Raw genomic sequence first — 17,946 nt, 5'->3', positions numbered from 1 at the left:
ATCCTTCGCGGTATGAGAACGCAACGGATGCTCTCCGTCGTCGCGGCCGTGCTCGTCGCGCTGTTCGCGCTGTCCGGCTGTGCGCGCACCGTCGCGGGCACGGCCGTCGCGGCACCGTCGGGCGAGGCGGGCACGAGCAGCGGGTCGTCCGACGGTGCGGTGAAGGTCGGGACGGGCGGGCCGACGATCACCGTCTACCTCGACTTCCTGTGCCCCGCCTGCAAGAACTTCGAGACGAGGTACGGCGCGGATATCACGGCGGCCGTCCGGACCGGGAAACTCACCGTCGAGTACCGGCCCGTGAGCTTCCTCGACCGGCTCTCGGCGAGCGGCGACTACTCCTCGCGGGCGCTGCAGGCCTTCCTCGAGGTGGGGCGCAGCAGCGGGACCGATGCGACGCTCGGCTTCCTCACCTCGATGTTCCTCTCGCAGCCCGAGGAGAGCGGGTCCAGCGATCTCACCAATGCCGAGATCGCCACCATCGCGGGCGCGTCCGGCAGCGCCGATGCGGTGACCACGAAGATCCGCACCGGCACGACCGGCATCGACGGCAAGGCCGTGGGCGCCGCGAACCTCAAGCTCCTGGCCGCGGCCGACGGCACCGGCACCCCGACGGTGCTGCGGGGCGGTGCACAGGTCGAGATCCGCGGCGATTGGCTGGCGACGATCATCGGCTGAGCGCGGACATCCCGCCCGCTACACGGGGAAGGACACTCCGGTGAGCTCCTCGGACACCGCCCACAGGCGACGCTGCAGGTCCAGGTCGTAGGACTGCGCGCTCGACGTCACGACCTTCGGCGCTCCGCGGCGCTCGCCGACGGCGTCGGGACCGTAGTACTGGCCGCCGAGGGCGGACGGATCGGTCGCGGCGCGCAGTTGCGCGAGGGCGCCGTGCGCGGCATCGTGCGAGAACAGGGGAGCGACGACCTGAGCCTTCTGCAGGACGGCCGGGAGATTGCGGATCAATTCGGTGTCGGCGATGCCCGGGTGCGCCGCGATCGCCACGGTGCCCCGCTCGGCGGCACGGGCCTGCAGGCGGCGCTGCAACTCGTAGTGGAAGAGCAGGTTCGCGAGCTTGCTCTGCCCGTACGCCGCGACCCGCTCGTAGGAGCGCTCCCACTGCAGGTCGTCGAAGTGGATGGCCGCGCGGATGCGGTGCGCGAGGCTGGCGACGGTGACCACGCGCGAGTCGGGCACGTCCAGCAGCAGGTCGAGCACCTGCGCCGTCCACGCGAAGTGGCCGAGGTGGTTGGTGCCGAACTGCAGCTCGAAGCCGTCGGTGGTGGTCTGCTTCGGCGGGTACATCACGCCGGCGTTGTTGATCAGCAGGTCCACCTTCGGGGTGGATTCCCGCAGTTCCGCGGCCGCGTCGCGCACCGAGGCGAGCGAGCCGAGGTCGAGGCGCTGCACGCGCACCGTCGAGCCCGGGGCGGCGGCGGTGATCCGCCGGGCCGCCTCGGCGCCCTTGTCGGTGTTGCGCACGGCGAGCACCACCTCGGCGCCCTTCTGCGCGAGCACGCGGGCGGTCTCGAAGCCGAGCCCGGTGTTGGCGCCGGTGACGACGGCGACCCGTCCGGCCTGGGTGGGAACGTCGTTCTCGGTCCAGCTCATGCGTACTCCTCGGGTGTCCACGGCGATTAAAAGACCGCCGGTCTGTTGTGGCTCCACGCTAAGAGACCGCCGTTCTGCTGTCAAGAGACCGACGGTCTGTAAAATCGATCCGTGGGATTCCAGCGGGCGCGCAGTGCGGAGCAGCGGCGGGAGCGCCGGGAGGCGATTCTGGCCGCCGCCACGGGCATGCTCGGCGAGATGCCCGTCGCGGCGCTGACGCTCAGTGAGCTCAGCCGCCGCGTGGGCCTCGCCAAGTCGAACGTCTTGCGCTACTTCGAATCCCGCGAGGAAGTGCTCCTCGAGGTGCTGATGCGCTCCGCCGCGGGCTGCATCCACGAGCTCGACGAGGCCTGGCGGGCGGAGGGGCTCGACGCCGCCCCGCTCGCCGAGCGGATCGAGGGCTTCGCCGCGGTCTACGCCCGCGTCGCGGCCGCGCGGCCGGACCTTCTCGACCTGATCTCGGCGCAGGCCGCCGTGCTCGAACGCAACGTCTCCACCGAGGCGATCGTCCGGTTCAAGCGCGCTGCGCTCGCCGGCATCGAGATGATGGCGGGCGTGCTCACCCGCGCGGTGCCCGAGCTCGGCGATCGTGCTCCCGCCGTGTGCTCGACGATCCTCACCCTGTCGGGCGCCCTCTACGTGCAGTCCGAGCAGTCGCGGATCTGCGAATCCGCGTACCTGGTGGCCCCGGAACTCGCGGTCTTCCGGACCGAGCTCGTGCCCGCGCTGCACGCGGCCGTCGCGACCGTCGTCGCGGGGACGCTCGCCCGCTGAGGTTGCGCGGGGTTGCAACCGGCACCGGACGACGGGACGCCGCTCGCGGCACCGTCGACCGCCCGTAGGATTGCGGCCATGTCGGTGCAACCGGGCTTCACGATCGCGGCCGGCGGCTACGTCGCGGAGATCGCACGGACCGGCGCGGGGCTGCGCGGCCTGCGCCGCGACGGCGTCGCGCTCACGGAGGAGTGGCCGCTCGGCGAGAAGCCGCCCCTGTCCGCGGGCCTGGTCCTCGCGCCCTGGCCGGGCCGCACCGAGGACGGCATCTACACCTGGGACGACGAGGTGCACCACCTCGAGGTCACCAGCGATGTCACCGGTACCGCCGATCACGGGCTGGTGCGCCGCGTCGACTGGGACGACGTCGAGATCGCGGCCGACGCGGTGACGTTGGTCCTCGACGTCGGGCGGCACCCCGGCTGGCCCTTCGACCTGCACCTGCGGATCCGCTACGGCGTCGGCGATAACGGGCTGACCTGCACCTTCGAGGCGCGGAACGCCGGCACGCGGGACCTGCCCCTCGCCGTGGGCTTCCACACCTACCTGCGGGTCGGCGACGCCCCCGTCGACGCCTGCACCCTCGAGCTCGGGGCGGGGTTCTGGCAGCCCCTCGACGGGCGCCTGCTGCCCGACGGTCCGCCGCGCACCGTCGACGGGACGCCGTACGACTACCGCGCGCCGCGCGCCCTCGAGGGTGTGCAGATCGACACCCCGTTCACGGACCTCGTGGGCCGCTACGTCGTGCGCGGCCCGGACGGGCAGGCGGAGCTGTGGACCGCACCGTCGTTGCCCTGGGCCCAGGTCTTCATCGCCGACCCCGCCAACGGCAAGGGATACCCCGGCCGCGGCCGGGCCCTGGCGGTGGAGCCGATGTCCGCCCCGGGCAACGCCCTCCACACCGGCACCGACGTGATCCGGCTCGTTCCCGGCGCCGTGTGGCGCACCGAATGGGGCATCCGGTGACGGCCCGATTTCCGCGGGGAACCGCGATACCGCTAGGTTCTAGCCAGGTAGCTTTTATCCGCCGACTACAGCGAGGGGATACGAACATTGTCCACCGATGACAACACCGCGAACGCGACGGTCGCCTACCCTGGCGGCCAGATCGAGCTGCCGATCGTCAAGGCGACCGAGGGTGCAGACGGCATCGCGCTCGGTAAATTCCTCGCGCAGTCCGGCTACAGCACGTTCGACAACGGCTTCGTGAACACGGCGTCGTGCAAGTCGGCCATCACCTACATCGACGGCAACGCGGGGATCCTGCGCTACCGCGGGTACCCCATCGAGCAGCTCGCGGAGAAGTCGACCTTCATCGAGGTCAGCTACCTGCTGATCCACGGTGAGCTGCCGACCCCGGAGCAGCTGGCGGAGTTCACGGCGAAGATCCAGCGGCACACCCTGCTGCACGAGGATCTCAAGCTGTTCTTCAACGGCTTCCCCCGCAACGCGCACCCGATGCCCGTCGTCTCCTCGGCGGTCAACGCGCTGTCGGCGTACTACCCCGACTCGCTGGACCACAACGACCCGGCGCAGGTCGAGCTCTCGACCATCCGCCTGCTCGCCAAGTTCCCGACGATCTGCGCCTACGCCTACAAGAAGTCCGTCGGCCAGCCGATGCTGTACCCGGACAACTCGCTGTCGCTGGTGGAGAACTTCCTCCGGATGACCTTCGGTTTCCCGGCCGAGCCCTACGAGGTGGACCCGGAGATCGTCAAGGCGCTCGACATGCTGCTCATCCTGCACGCCGACCACGAGCAGAACTGCTCCACGTCGACGGTGCGCCTGGTGGGCTCATCGAACGCCAACCTGTTCACGTCGATCTCGGGTGGCATCAACGCCCTGTGGGGCCCGCTGCACGGCGGCGCCAACCAGGCCGTCCTCGAGATGCTCGACGACATCAAGGCTTCCGGTGGCGACACCACGGCCTTCATGAACAAGGTCAAGAACAAGGAAGACGGCGTGAAGCTCATGGGCTTCGGGCACCGCGTCTACAAGAACTACGACCCGCGTGCGGCGATCGTGAAGCAGACCGCGGACCGCATCTTCGAGCTGCTCGGCGTGTCCGACGAGCTGCTCGACATCGCCAAGGGCCTGGAGGACGTCGCGCTGCACGACGACTACTTCATCGAGCGCAAGCTCTACCCGAACGTGGACTTCTACACCGGTCTGATCTACCGCGCGATGGGCTTCCCGACGCGCATGTTCACGGTGCTGTTCGCGCTCGGCCGGCTGCCCGGCTGGATCGCCCACTGGCGCGAGATGCACGAGGACCCGACCACCAAGATCGGCCGTCCTCAGCAGATCTACACGGGCTCGACCGCCCGTGACTACCCCGGCGCGTAGATGCCGCCCATCCGGCGCGACAACCTGCACCGCCTGATCAAAGGAGTGTCAATGACCAAGCCCGAGATCGAGTTCATCGAGGGCCCCGCGCCCACCGAGCTCGTCATCAAGGACATCGTCGTGGGGGACGGCGCCGAGGCTCAGCCCGGCAGCGTCGTCGACGTGCACTACCTCGGTGTCGAGTTCGAGTCGGGCGAGGAGTTCGACTCCTCGTGGAGCCGTGGCGAGTCGATCAACTTCCCGCTGCGCAGCCTCATCGCGGGCTGGCAGGAGGGCATCCCCGGCATGAAGGTCGGCGGCCGCCGGCAGCTGATCTGCCCGCCCGCCCTGGCCTACGGCCCGGCCGGCGGCGGTCACCGTCTGTCGGGCAAGACGCTCGTCTTCGTGATCGACCTGCTCGGCGTCAAGTAGTCGAAGCCTGCTCAGGGCCCCGTACCGTCGTTCGACGGTGCGGGGCTCTCGCGTTTGCCACGCCTCGGGCGGCCCGCGTTCCACGGGGCGCTGTCTGTCTCGAATTGGTCCCGATCTCGTCCCGACGATGGTGTGCGCGGCGTCACCCGATAAGAATGTGGGTATATCGCCGCGATCCACGCCGGCGAGCGGGGTCGGAGGACAGATGAACAGGGTGAGGGTCTCAGCTGCAGCGGTCGCGGTCCTGTCGGTGGCGGGACTCGTCGCGGGGTGCGGGAAGGACTCGTCGAAGGAGGACTCGCCGGTCGCCTTCAGTCCGATCACGGGTGATCAGTTCACGTCGAACCCCGGCGCCTTCCAGACCGACGGCGTTGTGCCCCCGCCCAAGGACGTGATGATGGTCGGCGACCCGGTCGCCGCCCAGGCCGCCGTGAACGCGGGCCTGCCGCAGGGCACCATCACGTCCACCAGCAACAACACCACCGTCTACTACCCGCCGGCGCCGGTGATCCCGGGCGTCGTGGTGCCGCCGCAGCCCGCGCCGCCCGCGCCCATGTCGCGCCCGGCGAACACCCGCCCGTGGCAGTACACGCAGCCGCAGATCGACATCTACCGCTCCGTCTGCGAGACGGGGCGCTGGGGCTCCTGGATCGCGGGTATCGAGGTGCAGACGCAGACCTGCTGGTCGCTCTACGGGCGCCAGCTGGGCGTGCGGCCGTGGACGCCCGATCAGCCCCGCCCGTGGCTTCGGCCGGGCTACCCGAAGCCCTGGTTCGATCCGGGTTTCCGCGCCGACGTGCCCGTGTTCTGGGTGTACCCGCGGGACTGGACGCGTCCTCGGCCGCAGCCGATCATCTCCGTCTCGATCACGATCAACATCGGCACCAACCCGTACCGCCGGGTCAACCCCCGCTACACCGACCCGTTCTACCCGGTCTGGGCGGTCACGCCGGGCCGCGTGGTCGACGTCCGCGACCAGGGGCGGATCGTCGCGCCGGTGTACACCGTCACCTCGACCACCTCGACCACCACCACGACCACGGTGACCGCGCCGGTCGCGCCCGGTGTGGTGCTGCAGCCGCTGCCGACCTCCCCGAAGGTGACTCCGGTGCTCGCCCTGCCCGGCCAGGCCGTCGCCGGCAACGTGAACACGGACGCCGCGGTGACGGTGCCCGTCGCCGCCGCGCTGCAGGGGGCCACCGTGCAGGCGGGGAGCCGCTCGGGCGTCGAGTCCGCGATCGGCACCAGCGTCTCCGTCGCCGTCGCCACGCCGAGCACCACGGCCCGCGCCGAGACCCCCACCGGCACGACGACCACGGGGGCCGCGACCACCGGCGGCGCCGGCACGTCGGCCGCCGTCGCGCCCTCGGGCGCCCCGGCGCCGTCGGGTGGCGCCGCGCCGTCGGGCGCTCCGCAGGCGTCGACGGCGGCGCCCGCGGGCGCTCCCGAGGTGACCCCGCCGACGACGGCCGTGGTGCCCACGGGCACCGTCGCGCCCACGCAGGCGCCGGCCCCGTCCGTCGCGCCCGCGCCGACCACGACGGTCGCGCCGCCCGTCATCGTCGCGCCGACGACGGTGGCTCCGGTTCCGCAGACCACCGTCGCACCGGCGCCGACCACGGTCGCGCCGCCGCGGGTGACTACGACGCAGCCGCCGGTCACGCAGGCCCCGGTCGTCACGCAGGCGCCGACCACGCAGGCGCCGGTGGTGGTCCCGCCGAAGGTCACGACCACGGTCGCGCCGGTGCCGACCACGACCGTCGCGCCGAAGCCGGTCGCGCCCGCCCCGAAGCCGACGGTCGCGAAGCCCGTCACGACCACGACGGTGCCGCCCGCCGCCGAGTGACGGCCTATTCGGCGGGCGCTGCGAGTCGCGCGAGGGCGACGGTGGCCTGCCGGAGTTCGGCGGGTGCGCTGAGCGGCGCGAGGTAGCCGACCCGCGTGACGGCCCAGCCGCGCGGGGTGTCCACGCGCAGGTCGAGGCCGTAGCGGTCGGCGCGCTCGCACCGGGCCGTGGTCGCGTCGGGGTAGCCGCCGAGCTTCCGGGCCATGTTCAGTAAGGCCTCGGCGTGGTCGTCGTTGAGGTGCCGCACCGCCCCGGCGGCCTGCGGGATCACCGGATCCGGCTCGGCCGCGGCGTACTCGGCGCTCGACGCCGAGTCCATCCGCCCGTAGCCGCCCACCCAGCGCACCCGCTCGACCTCGAGCAGCCAGACGGTGAAGTCGCTGTAGTCGATGTAGTACCTCGCGGCCGGGACCGCGGCGAGGTGCGCCGCGCGGGCCGCCGCGAGTTCCTCGCCCTCGGGGCGGCGGGCAGTGCCCGCCAGGGTGATCCGCGCGTTCGCGAGCGGGTCCGACGGTGCGTCGGGCGCGACGATCGACAGGCTCGCGCGCGGATCGCGCTGCAGGTTCCGGCCGTGCTCGGCCATGTGCGAGACGCACAGCACCGGAGCGCCGCCGAGCAGGCCGTAGGTGACCAGCGAGGCCCACGGCCCGCCGTCGGCGGAGAGGCTCCCGAGCGTCGCGACGTTGGTGGCCGCGGCGACGGTGCGGGCCTCCTCGGCGGCGGACGGGCGCCGGGGCTCGGCGACATCCGTCAGGGGCGGGGCGATGGTGGGGGCGTCGCCGGGATCGCCGTGGTCGCGAGTCGTCATGGGTGCAGCGTAGGGCCGCACAGGTTCTCACTGCCCGCGACGCATGGTTTCGGTTGACCGAAATCATGTTTTCGCATAGCCTCGCAGCGTGCTGACCGACACCGTCGTACCGAGCAAACGGCCCCCGCTGCGCGCGCTGATGCTGCTGGGGCCGGCCTTCGTCGCCGCGATCGCCTACGTCGATCCGGGGAACGTGGCCGCCAACGTCACCGCGGGTGCGAAGTACGGCTACCTGCTGGTGTGGGTCCTGGTGCTGGCCAACGCGATGGCCGTGATGATCCAGTACCAGTCCGCGAAGCTCGGAGTCGTCACGGGTCGTTCGCTACCGCAGGTGCTCGGGGACCGGCTGTCGCGTCGGGCCCGCCTCGCCTTCTGGGGGCAGGCTGAGCTCGTCGCGGCCGCGACCGACATCGCCGAGGTGATCGGCGGCGCGCTGGCGCTCAACCTCCTCTTCGGACTGCCGCTGGTCTGGGGCGGGCTCATCGTCGGCGTGATCTCGACGCTGGTGCTGACCCTGGCCGACGGCCGGCGGCAATACCGCTTCGAGCTCGTGATCATCACGATGCTCGGCGTCATCGTGATCGGCTTCCTCGCGGGGCTGATCGTTGCCCCGCCCGACGGTGCCGCCTTCCTCGGCGGGCTCGTCCCGCGCCTGCACGGCACCGAGACGGTACTGCTCGCGGCGTCGATGCTCGGCGCGACCGTCATGCCGCACGCCATCTACCTGCACTCCTCGCTCGTCGTCGACCGACACGGCGCTCCGCCGGCGGAGGGGCGCGCCGAGCGCGCACGCCGGTTGCTCAAGGTCACCCGGATCGACGTGGTCCTCGCGCTGATCATCGCGGGCGCCGTGAACATCGCCCTGCTCGTGCTGGCGGCGTCGAGCCTCTACGGCGTCGAGGGCACCGACTCGATAGAAGGTGCGCACGCCGCGGTCCGGGACGCCTTGGGGCCGATCGTCGCCGGGCTGTTCGCGGTCGGGCTGCTCGCGTCGGGGCTCGCCTCCACGTCGGTCGGCAGCTACGCCGGCGGCACCATCATGGCGGGGCTGTTGCACAAGCGGATCCCGGTGCTGGTCCGCCGCCTGGTGACGATGGTCCCGGCGATCGGCGTCCTCGCGATCGGTGTGCCGCCCACGCAGGCGCTGATCATCTCGCAGGTGGTGCTGAGCTTCGGCATCCCGTTCGCGCTGCTGCCGCTGCGGCGCTACACGTCCGACCGGGCGCTGATGGGGGAGTTCGTCGACCGGCCGCCCCTGCGGTGGGCGTCCGCGCTGGCGGGGGCGCTGATCGTTGTGCTCAACGCGGTACTCGTGGTGCTGACCCTGGCCGGCTGACGCCCGGCGCGTCCGGTGGGCGTAGCGACACGACATGTCTTCGTGTTGAGATCGCAACCCGTCCGTGATTCAATACACTCAATTCACGCATGGTGAAGACGGAGTTTAGTCACGGAAACGAGTGGTCATGGGTCTGCGTGCTGCGGCGGTGGTCGTCGGCGGTGCCGGCGTCGCGGTGGCCGCGTGCTGGACGATGTTCGCGCCCGCGGAGATCGACCGGTCGCAGGTCGAGTCCGGCACGCTCGCGCAGGTCGCCGCGGCACCGTCGGACGCCCTGCACTGCGAAGGCGGTCTCAAGGCCCAGGTCGGCGCGGCGCAGTCCTGCACGCTCAGCCGCGGTGGTGAGAACTTCGCCGTCGCGCTGAAGGTCACCGATGTCGACGGCGAGCGGGTGAACTGGAACTCGGTCGTCTCGGGCGTGCCCGAGTCGGGGCAGCGCGTGCCCGTCGCCGAGCTCGAGCAGCGCACGCGCGAGGTTCTCGCACGGCAGCACCCGGTCGATCGCGTCCGGTGCGACGGGGCGCTTCCCGGCGTCGTCGGGGCGCGCCAGAGCTGCGTGATGATCGCCCACGGCATCCGCCACCCGGTCACCGTGACCGCGACGACGGTGGACGCCACCCGCGTGCAGTGGGGCGTCACCGTCGCCGGGTGAGGGTCAGGCCCGTCCGCCGAGGAACCGGTAACGGTCCAGCCGCCGGCTGATCCGGATCGAGTCGGGAATGAGTGAGAGCTCCGCGAGGGATTCACTGACCGCGAGCCCGACTCGGCGGGAGAACTCCGTCGGTTCCTCGGCCGCGTCCGGACGCTCGGGGATCACCCGGTCGACGATGCCGTCGGCGAGCAGGTCGGCGGAGCGGATCCGCTGGCGCTCCGCCATCTCGGCGGCGTGGTCCGCGTCCCGGTACATCACCGCACTCGCGCCCTCGGGCGGCAGCGGGGCGAGCCAGGCGTGCTGCGCGCACAGCACCCGGTCGGCGGGCAGCATCGCGAGCGCGCCGCCGCCCGTGCCCTGGCCGAGCAGGACCGACACCGTCGGGACCTTCAAGGTGACCAGGTCGGACAGGCTCCGCGCGACCTCGCCGGCCAGGCCGCCCTCCTCCGCCTCGGGCGACAGCGCAGCGCCCCAGGTGTCGATGACGAGCACGAGCGGCAGGTTCAGCTCGGCGGCCAGCCGCATGCCGCGCCGGGCCGCGCGCAGCGCCGCCGGGCCGAGCAGGGGGAGCGCGCCGCCCTCGGCGCGGGTCGTGTCCTGGCCGACGACGACGCACGGATAGCCCTGGACCCGGGCCAGCGAGAGCAGCAGTGTGTGGTCGGTCTCGCCCTCGCCCGTGCCGGACAGGGGCAGCCGGTCCGTCGCCGAGTGCCGCAGGAAGGCGCGCACGCCGGGGCGGTCGGGCTCGCGGCTGATCCGCACCGATTCCCACGCGGGGGTGTCGTCGTCGGCGGCGTCGAGTTCCTCGCGCACGCCCAGGTGCGGCGCCAGCGGATCGGCGTCTTTCGCGCCGGCGAGGACCCGCAGCGTGCGGTGCGCCAGCAGCCGGACGAACCGCAGCGGTACGACTCCGTCGATCAGGCCGCGCTCGAAGAGGTGCTCGGCGGTCTGCACCCCGTCGGGGAAGGGCTCGCCGCGCAGGGCCCCGTAGACCCGCGGGCCGAGGAAACCGATCCGCGCGCCCGGCTCCGCGATCGTCACATGGCCGAGGGAGCCCCACGACGCGAAGACGCCGCCCATCGTGGGATCGCGCAGGTAGACGAGGTACGGCAGGCCCGACTGCTTGTGCAGCGTGACGGCCGCCGAGATCTTGACCATCTGCAGGAAGGCGACGGTGCCCTCCTGCATCCGTGTGCCGCCGGAGGTGGGCGTCGCCAGCAGCGGCAGCCGCAGGGCGGTGGCGCGCTCGACGGCGGTGACGATCCGCTCCGCCGCGGCCACGCCGATGGAGCCGCCGAGGAAGGCGAAGTCGCACGCGATGAGCGCGACGCGCTGGCCGCGGATGCGTCCCTCGCCGGTGATCACCGCCTCGTCGTGGTGGGATCGTTCCCGCGCGCGCTCCAGGGCGGCGGCGTACTCCGCGTCGGGCATGACGTCCGGGAGGGGGCCGTCCCAACTGGTGAAGGTGCCGCGGTCGAGGATCGCATCGATGAGGTCCTGCGCCGTGATCGCCATGGATTTCAGGTTACTGGGAACACCGAGCGTCGCGGACGCGTTGTTCGGGCCATGACCGTACCGAACGTGAAGCTCAATAACGGAACCTCGATCCCTCAGCTCGGCTTCGGCGTGTGGCAGGTGCCGGACGACGGTGCCCGCGACGCCGTGGCGGAGGCCCTGCGGGTCGGATACCGGTCCATCGACACGGCCAAGGTCTACGAGAACGAGGCGGGCACGGGCCGCGCGATCGCGGAGAGCGGTCTCGCCCGCGACGAGGTCTTCCTCACCACCAAGCTGTGGAACTCGGACCAGGGATTCGACGAGACGCTGCGCGCCTTCGACGGCTCGCTCGAGCGGCTCGGCACCGACTACGTGGACCTCTACCTCATCCACTGGCCCGTGCCCGAGTACGACCGCTTCGTCGACACCTTCAAGGCCTTCCAGCGGATCCGCGACGAGGGGCGGGCCAAGGCCATCGGCGTCAGCAACTTCCGCGTCGAGGACCTGCGCCGCGTGATCGACGAGACCGGCGAGACCCCGGCCGTCAACCAGATCGAGCTGCACCCGGGGCTCCCGCAGGACGAGCTGCGCGCCTTCCACGCCGAGCACGGCATCGCCACCGAGGCGTGGTCGCCGCTGGGGCAGGGCGAGTCGCTCACCGACGCCGCCGTCGTCGAGGTGGCCACCGCCCACGGCGTGACCCCGGCGCAGGCGATCCTGCGTTGGCACCTGCAGCTGGGCAACGTCGTGATCCCGAAGTCGGTGACCCCCGCGCGCATCGCCGAGAACTTCGACGTCTTCGGTTTCTCACTGTCGGACGACGAGGTCGCCCGCATCAGCGCGATCTCCGGCAAGCGGATCGGCCCGAACCCCGCGGAGTTCAACCTGCGCTGATCGCCGTTGCCCCGGGGCCGCTCCGCGGTTCCCGGGGTTCGACGGTCGGGGAGCCGCCCGCACGTCAGTTCTCCCCCCGGCGCGGTCCAGGCCCGCCGGACTCGCCAACAACCTCCGCGATCGCCCGCGCCGCTTCGCGCCCCGCTCGGTTCGCCCCGATCGTCGACGCGGAGGGGCCGTACCCCAGCAGGTGCAGCCGCGGCTCGCCGGCGACCTCAGTGGCGAGGCGGCCGGTCATGACGATGCCGCCGCCGGGGGAGCGCAGGTTCAGCGGCGCCAGGTGATCCATCGAGTAGCGGAAGCCGGTGCACCACAGGATCACGTCCGCGGCCACCTGCGTGCCGTCGGCCAGCAGCGGACCGTCGGGCGTGAGCTCGCGGAACATGGGCTGCCGGACCAGGATCCCCGCGTCGATGCCGGCGCGCATCGCGGGTGTCAGCGGCAGGCCGGTCACCGAGACCACCGACCCGGGCGGCAGGCCCGCCCGCACCCGCTCCTCGACGCGCGCGACCGCCCGGCGGCCCTTCGACGGGTCGAACGGGGTGTCGTCCCACTGCACCTCGCGGCGGGTGAACCACAGCGTGTCCGCGACCTCGGCGATCTCCAGTAGCAGCTGCACCGCCGTGATGCCCGCGCCGACCACGGCCACCGTCTTCCCGGCGAAGGGCTCCGCGGTGCGGTAGTCGTGCGCGTGCAGCTGCGTCCCGCGGAACGACGAGGCGCCGCGCACGGTCGGCCAGAACGGGCTGTCCCACGTGCCGGTGCTGTTGATGACCGCGCGGGTGCGGTACTCGAAGGGGCCCTCCGCGCCGTGCCCGGCGACGAGGAAGCCGCCGTCGGTCCGCGAGACCGAGGCGACGTGGGCGGGCCGGTGCACGTCGATCCCGAACCGCTTCTCGTACTCGCCGAAGTACTGCGCGACGCCGGTGGAGGCCGGAATGTCATCGCAGTCGGTGCCGAGCGCGTCCTGCAGACCCCACCCGGGCAGGTCGTGCACGCGGTTCGCCGCGCGGAGCGTCAGCGAGGGCCAGCGCTGCCGCCAGGCGCCGCCCGGACCCGAGTTGTGATCAAGCACAATCGAGTTGTCGATCCCGAACCTGGGAAGGAAATAGGCGGCCGACAACCCGGCCTGGCCAGCACCGACCACGACGACATCCTTCACCCCCGTAGCGTAGATTGCGGGCCATGATTGGTTACACGCTGGAGGAGAAGGTCGCCGTCATCGAGTTCCAGCGCCCCGAAGCGCGGAACGCTCTGAACCCCGAGATCATGGACGGCCTGGAGGCGGCGTTCGATCGCGCGGAGGCCGACGGGGTCTTCGTCATCGTGCTCACCGGTCAGGGCACCGTCTTCTCCGCGGGGGCGGATCTGCGGTCCGGGGCGGTGCTCGACAAGGGCTTCATGGAGCGGGTCATCCGGTTCTACCGCCGGGTGGAGGCGATGAAGCAGATCGTGGTCGCGGCGCTCAACGGCCCGGCGGTGGGGGCGGGCGTGCAGATGGCGATGGTCGCCGACCTGCGCGTGCTCGACCCCAGCGCGACGATCGCCATCCCCGCGGCCAAACTGGGCGTCACGATCGACAAGTGGACGCTGCGCCGCCTGGAGGATCTCGTCGGCGGCGGCCACGCCCGCGGCGTGCTCATGGCCGCGCAGAAGATCGACGCCGAGAAGCTCGCCGAGCTGGGCTTCGCCAACGCGATCGGCGACCGCGAGGCGGCGCTGGAGTTCGCGCGCGGCATCGCGGGCCTCGCGCCGCTGTCGCTGCAGAACTACAAGGCGCTGTTCAAGTCCGACGTCGCCGTCGAACCGCTGACCGAGGCCGAGGAGGCCCGTCTGCACGCGGTCTGGGACTCCGAGGACCTCAAGGAGGCCATCATGGCCCGGATCGAGAAGCGCGAGCCGCGCTTTCAGGGGCGCTGACATGCGGCTGAGCACCGCCGCGACCTTCGTCGCGGGTGCGGCCGCCGGGATCGCCGGCGCCGCCGGGCTCCGCGCCGCCAACGGCCTCAAGCGGTCGATGGGCGCGCAGGTCGACACCGTCTACACCAACACCGACCCGGACAGCCCGCACCAGCGCTTCGACGCGGCCAAGATCGCGCGCGGCGTAGTGGGGCGCGCCCGGCACGGCCTGGGCGCACCGTCGGGCCCGATCCCGCTGGCCGCGGACCCGAGCCCCGAGCAGGCCTCCGACCTCGCCGTCACCTGGTACGGGCACTCGTCCGTGCTCATCGAGGTCGACGGTTTCCGCATCCTCGCCGATCCGGTCTGGGGCGAGCGGGTCTCCCCGTCGCCGACCATCGGCCCGGCGCGGCTGCACCCGGTCCCGGTCGCGCTGAGTGCGCTCCCCGAGATCGATGCGGTGATCATCAGCCACGACCATTACGACCACCTCGACCTGCCCACGATCGACGAGCTCACCCGCGACCGCGACGTGCCCTTCTGCGTGCCGATCGGCGTGGGCGGGCACCTGCGCGCCTGGGGCGTGCCGGAGGAGCGCATCGTCGAACTGGACTGGGACCAGGCCCACGTGCTGCAGCGCGGCGGGAAGAGCCTCAAGGTGGTGTGCACCGAGGCCCGGCACTTCTCCGGCCGCGGCCTCACCCGCAACTCCACGCAGTGGGCGTCGTGGTCGCTCGTGGGCCCGGAGCACGCCGTCTTCTTCGGCGGCGACACCGGCTTCACCGAGCGGTTCAAGCTGGTCGGCGACCACTTCGGGCCCTTCGACCTCACGCTGCTGCCGATCGGCGCCTACGACCCGCTGTGGCCCGACGTGCACACCAATCCGGAGGAGGCCGTCGCGATCCACGCGATGATCGCTAAGCCGGGCGCCCCGCTGGTGCCGGTGCACTGGGCCACCTTCAACCTGGCCTTCCACGACTGGTCCGAGCCCGTCGAACGGCTTCTCGCCGCCGCCGAGGAGGCCGGGGTCGCCACGATCATCCCCATGCCGGGCGGCCGGGTCGACGGTGCCGATGGTCCCGTCGTCGCTGGTCCGCCCGACTGGTGGTCCACCGTCCGCTAGCCTGGCTGCATGGATTTCACGAGCCTCATCACCAAGGTCAAGGAACTGCTGGGCAAGAACCCGGGCGTCATCGACAAGGCCGGCGACTTCATCGACGACAAGACCGGCGGCAAGTACGCCTCGCAGGTGGACAAGGCGCAGGACGCCGCGAAGAAGTTCGCCGGCGGTCAGCAGGGCCAGCAGGGGCCCCAGGACCAGCAGGGTCCTCAGGGTCAGCAGCAGTAACACACCTTCAGAAAGGGCGACACTGCTCTCATGGGTCGTCATTACGCGCCGGGTGACTCGGCGCCGGAGAAGCCGCGCGGGCGCAACCTCGCGCGGCTTCTGCTCGGGGCAGGCCTGGTCGCGGTCCTCGTCGCCGGGATCGTCGCCATCGTCGGTGGCCGGTTCGACAGCTGCGGAGAGAAGCACGCCCTCACCGTGATGGCCGACCCGGCGCTCGCCCCGGCCGCGCGCGCACAGGCCGCGCTCGCGTCCGACAAGTGCTCGACGATCGCGGTCGCCGAGGCACCGGACCGCGAGGCTGCCGGCAGGCTCACGAGCGGCACTGCGGACCTGTGGCTCGCCCCGTCGCGCGCCCGCGCCGACGCGGTCTCCGCGCAGCTCGGCCGCGAGCTGCCGACCACCCCCGTGGCGGGCTCGCCCATCGTGCTCGCCGGCGCGTCGATCCCGCAGCCCGCGAGCTGGCTCGAGGCCATGTCGCAGGCCACCATCCGCGCGGTTCCCGCCGACTCCGCGTACGCGGTCACGCCCGTCATCGCGGGCGTCTCCGAGGCCTCGCGTCCCGGCGCGGACCAGCAGGCGCTGACGGCGGCGCTGGCCGGCTACGCGCAGGCCGCCAAGCGGGTGAGCGACGAGCCCGTCCGCGCCGCGGCCGCCGAGGGCGGCGTCGTGGTGGTCCCGGAGTACGCCTATCTCGCCGCGAAGAAGGACAAGGGCGACCTCGCCGCGGTGGTCCCGAAGACCGGCGCCCCGCGCGACGAGCTGCTGCTGGCCGTCACCGCCACGGGCGACCGGCAGCCCGCCGCGACCGAGGCCGGCAAGCGCCTCGCCTCGGCCTTCACCTCGTCCGACGGTCTCGCCGCGCTCGCCCGGGAAGGGCTGCGCGGCACCGGGCTGGCGGAGGCGCCGTCGGGCGGCGTGGGCGCGGTGACGAAGCTCCCCGACCCCGACCGCGCGCAGCTCGCACGCGCCGAGCAGGCCTACACCACGCTGGCGGTGCCGCTGAAGGCGCTCGTCGTGGTGGACACCTCGGGTTCGATGGAGGAGAAGGTCGGCAACACCACCCGCATCGGGATGCTCGCCTCGGGCTTCACCAAAGTCGTCACCCAGATCCCCGACGCGAACGCCGTCGGCCTGTGGACCTTCGCGCTCGCGACGAACGGCGGCAAGGACTGGACCGAGGTCGTGCCCACCGCGCGGCTGTCCGACAAGCGCGGCGACAAGACGCAGCGGCAGGCGCTGCTCGACGGTGTGAACTCGCTGCCCGGCCGTGTGCGCGGCGGCACGGGTCTCTACGACACGACGCTCGCCGCGTACCGGCAGGCGGTGAAGGATTTCGACCCCGCGTACTCGAACTCGCTGATCCTGCTCACCGACGGCGGCAACGAGAAGAACGGCGGCACCACGCTCGACACGCTCGTCGCCGAGCTGAAGAAGCTGGTGGACCCGGCGCGGCCGGTGAACATCCACACCGTCGGCATCAGCAAGGACGCCGACCTGCCGGCGCTGAAGAAGATCGCGGACGCCACGGGTGGGACCGCTCAGTCGGCCGATACGGAGGAGCAGATGCTCACCGACTTCGTCACGGCCGTCGCCAAACGCGCGAAGTAGGAGTGCCCCCGACAGGAATCGAACCTGCGGCCTGATCTTTCTGAGACAACGTGTTCCAGTGGGTGCCGAGACTGCGTCATAGATGTTGCGGGATAACCGGTTTCGACTCGAGATGCATTCGGCTAGGCGGCTCGGTATGGCGGCAGATTCCGGGCAATTGCGTCGAATAAGCGCAGAGCTGGAACAGCCTTGCGCGCGTGCTGCATGATCTAGACCCATGCATCTCCTCGTCGGCTCCATGTACCTCGCTGCAGGGATACTGCAGCTCCTCGGTGTCACGTGGGTGATATGGGACGTCAACACGCTCTCGGGGAACCGAGCAGCCCTTGCCAGGCATTGGGAGATGATCGACGATGCCGCCGCTCGAGCACACCGGCATGTCCAAGAGTCGTACGCCGAAAGCGAGCTCAAGGCGCTTGCGGTGCCGTTCGCGACGATCGAGGTCCGCCTGTCCGAGATCGAGAACAGGATCGACGGCTTCTACAGGTACGACGAGGCGAACCAGGAGCCGTCACACAGCGCGCGGATGACGATCTCGGTACTCGGCGGAGGTGTCGTGCTCGCAGCCGCAGCCTCGGTGCTCAGCCTCACTCTGTAGGCCCCATGCCGTTGTCGCGGATGACGTGACATAGGTACCGCGCGGACGCGACAGGACCCGGCCGGCGGATCAACTTCCCGACGGCGGGAAAGTAGGGCCGGAACCATGTTGTCGGAGCCGCCAAAGTGGCAGGTCAGGGCCGGAATCGCCGTAGCTCTGAGCGCCCTGTAAAAAAAAGATCCCTGACTACCGGCCAGTCAGGTCGTTGGCCCCCTCGAAGATTTCGGGTGGGGGTGGGGTGAGCCACCCCGTGGTGGGGCCGTACGGGCTGTGGGCGGTCGTTCGGGTGGTGGCTGGTGTGCGCACGCGGGGAAGCCC

General features: G+C 71.5%; 18 protein-coding genes. 14 read left to right on the top strand and 4 right to left on the bottom strand.

Going from position 1 to position 17,946, the window contains the following annotated elements; genetic code table 11:
* Nucleotides 1-12 precede the first annotated feature (12 nt).
* Nucleotides 13-678 carry a DsbA family protein gene (locus FK268_RS16235; protein ID WP_146435948.1) on the top strand — a complete coding sequence of 222 codons (666 nt, stop codon included), beginning with the start codon at nt 13-15 and terminating at the stop codon, nt 676-678.
* Between the two features lie 18 nt (nt 679-696).
* On the opposite strand, the gene FK268_RS16230 is transcribed toward FK268_RS16235, so the two are convergent.
* Nucleotides 697-1,611, bottom strand: a complete 915-nt coding sequence (locus FK268_RS16230; protein ID WP_146435946.1) for an SDR family NAD(P)-dependent oxidoreductase — start codon at nt 1,609-1,611, stop codon at nt 697-699.
* Nucleotides 1,612-1,722: 111 nt separating this feature from the next.
* Here FK268_RS16230 and FK268_RS16225 point away from each other — a divergent pair, with 111 nt between their 5' ends.
* The 5 genes from FK268_RS16225 to FK268_RS16205 all read left to right on the top strand — a co-directional run bounded on the left by FK268_RS16225 (nt 1,723) and on the right by FK268_RS16205 (nt 6,988).
* Nucleotides 1,723-2,385 carry a TetR/AcrR family transcriptional regulator gene (locus FK268_RS16225; RefSeq protein ID WP_146435944.1) on the top strand — a complete coding sequence of 221 codons (663 nt, stop codon included), beginning with the start codon at nt 1,723-1,725 and terminating at the stop codon, nt 2,383-2,385.
* Between the two features lie 78 nt (nt 2,386-2,463).
* Nucleotides 2,464-3,351 carry an aldose 1-epimerase family protein gene (locus FK268_RS16220; protein ID WP_146435942.1) on the top strand — a complete coding sequence of 296 codons (888 nt, stop codon included), beginning with the start codon at nt 2,464-2,466 and terminating at the stop codon, nt 3,349-3,351.
* Nucleotides 3,352-3,438: 87 nt separating this feature from the next.
* On the top strand, nt 3,439-4,731 hold the full coding sequence (locus tag FK268_RS16215; RefSeq protein WP_146435940.1) for a citrate synthase: 1,293 nt from the start codon (nt 3,439-3,441) through the stop codon (nt 4,729-4,731).
* Nucleotides 4,732-4,782: 51 nt separating this feature from the next.
* Complete coding sequence (locus tag FK268_RS16210) at nt 4,783-5,142, top strand: FKBP-type peptidyl-prolyl cis-trans isomerase (RefSeq protein WP_068574637.1); 360 nt, start codon at nt 4,783-4,785, stop codon at nt 5,140-5,142.
* A 205-nt stretch (nt 5,143-5,347) separates the two neighbouring features.
* Nucleotides 5,348-6,988 carry a hypothetical protein gene (locus FK268_RS16205; protein ID WP_146435938.1) on the top strand — a complete coding sequence of 547 codons (1,641 nt, stop codon included), beginning with the start codon at nt 5,348-5,350 and terminating at the stop codon, nt 6,986-6,988.
* A 4-nt stretch (nt 6,989-6,992) separates the two neighbouring features.
* Here FK268_RS16205 and FK268_RS16200 read toward each other — a convergent pair whose 3' ends face one another.
* A complete protein-coding gene (locus FK268_RS16200; protein ID WP_146435937.1) occupies nt 6,993-7,796 on the bottom strand; it encodes a HugZ family pyridoxamine 5'-phosphate oxidase in 804 nt (267 codons plus the stop codon).
* Nucleotides 7,797-7,935: 139 nt separating this feature from the next.
* On the opposite strand from FK268_RS16200, the gene FK268_RS16195 reads away from it, so the two are divergent.
* Both FK268_RS16195 and FK268_RS16190 read left to right on the top strand, forming a co-directional pair.
* Entirely contained in the window at nt 7,936-9,132 is a 1,197-nt protein-coding gene (locus FK268_RS16195; RefSeq protein WP_146436305.1) for an Nramp family divalent metal transporter, read from the top strand.
* Between the two features lie 127 nt (nt 9,133-9,259).
* Nucleotides 9,260-9,784 carry a DUF4333 domain-containing protein gene (locus tag FK268_RS16190; protein WP_146435935.1) on the top strand — a complete coding sequence of 175 codons (525 nt, stop codon included), beginning with the start codon at nt 9,260-9,262 and terminating at the stop codon, nt 9,782-9,784.
* A 3-nt stretch (nt 9,785-9,787) separates the two neighbouring features.
* On the opposite strand, the gene FK268_RS16185 is transcribed toward FK268_RS16190, so the two are convergent.
* Nucleotides 9,788-11,299, bottom strand: coding sequence for a carboxyl transferase domain-containing protein (locus tag FK268_RS16185; RefSeq protein ID WP_146435933.1), 1,512 nt, complete (start codon nt 11,297-11,299; stop codon nt 9,788-9,790).
* A 66-nt stretch (nt 11,300-11,365) separates the two neighbouring features.
* On the opposite strand from FK268_RS16185, the gene FK268_RS16180 reads away from it, so the two are divergent.
* A complete protein-coding gene (locus FK268_RS16180; RefSeq protein ID WP_146435932.1) occupies nt 11,366-12,175 on the top strand; it encodes an aldo/keto reductase in 810 nt (269 codons plus the stop codon).
* Nucleotides 12,176-12,239: 64 nt separating this feature from the next.
* Here the strand turns inward: FK268_RS16180 and FK268_RS16175 are convergent, their stop codons facing one another.
* Nucleotides 12,240-13,337 (bottom strand): NAD(P)-binding domain-containing protein, encoded by a 1,098-nt coding sequence (locus tag FK268_RS16175; protein WP_146435930.1) that lies wholly within the window; start codon nt 13,335-13,337, stop codon nt 12,240-12,242.
* Nucleotides 13,338-13,360: 23 nt separating this feature from the next.
* Here FK268_RS16175 and FK268_RS16170 point away from each other — a divergent pair, with 23 nt between their 5' ends.
* The 5 genes from FK268_RS16170 (at nt 13,361) to FK268_RS16150 (ending at nt 17,628) form a co-directional block, all read left to right on the top strand.
* Entirely contained in the window at nt 13,361-14,095 is a 735-nt protein-coding gene (locus tag FK268_RS16170) for an enoyl-CoA hydratase (RefSeq protein WP_146435928.1), read from the top strand.
* Between the two features lies 1 nt (nt 14,096).
* Entirely contained in the window at nt 14,097-15,197 is a 1,101-nt protein-coding gene (locus FK268_RS16165) for an MBL fold metallo-hydrolase (protein WP_146435926.1), read from the top strand.
* 9 nt (nt 15,198-15,206) lie between these two features.
* Nucleotides 15,207-15,422, top strand: coding sequence for an antitoxin (locus FK268_RS16160; protein WP_146435924.1), 216 nt, complete (start codon nt 15,207-15,209; stop codon nt 15,420-15,422).
* Nucleotides 15,423-15,452: 30 nt separating this feature from the next.
* Entirely contained in the window at nt 15,453-17,030 is a 1,578-nt protein-coding gene (locus tag FK268_RS16155) for a VWA domain-containing protein (RefSeq protein WP_146435922.1), read from the top strand.
* 217 nt (nt 17,031-17,247) lie between these two features.
* Entirely contained in the window at nt 17,248-17,628 is a 381-nt protein-coding gene (locus FK268_RS16150) for a hypothetical protein (RefSeq protein WP_146435920.1), read from the top strand.
* Nucleotides 17,629-17,946 lie beyond the last annotated feature (318 nt).

It is taken from the genome of Tsukamurella sputi, from assembly GCF_007858445.1.
In the GTDB taxonomy this organism is placed as follows: domain Bacteria; phylum Actinomycetota; class Actinomycetes; order Mycobacteriales; family Mycobacteriaceae; genus Tsukamurella; species Tsukamurella sputi.
The sequence above is the reverse complement of the archived record's forward strand: the minus strand, read 5'-3'. Positions and strand labels throughout refer to the sequence as shown.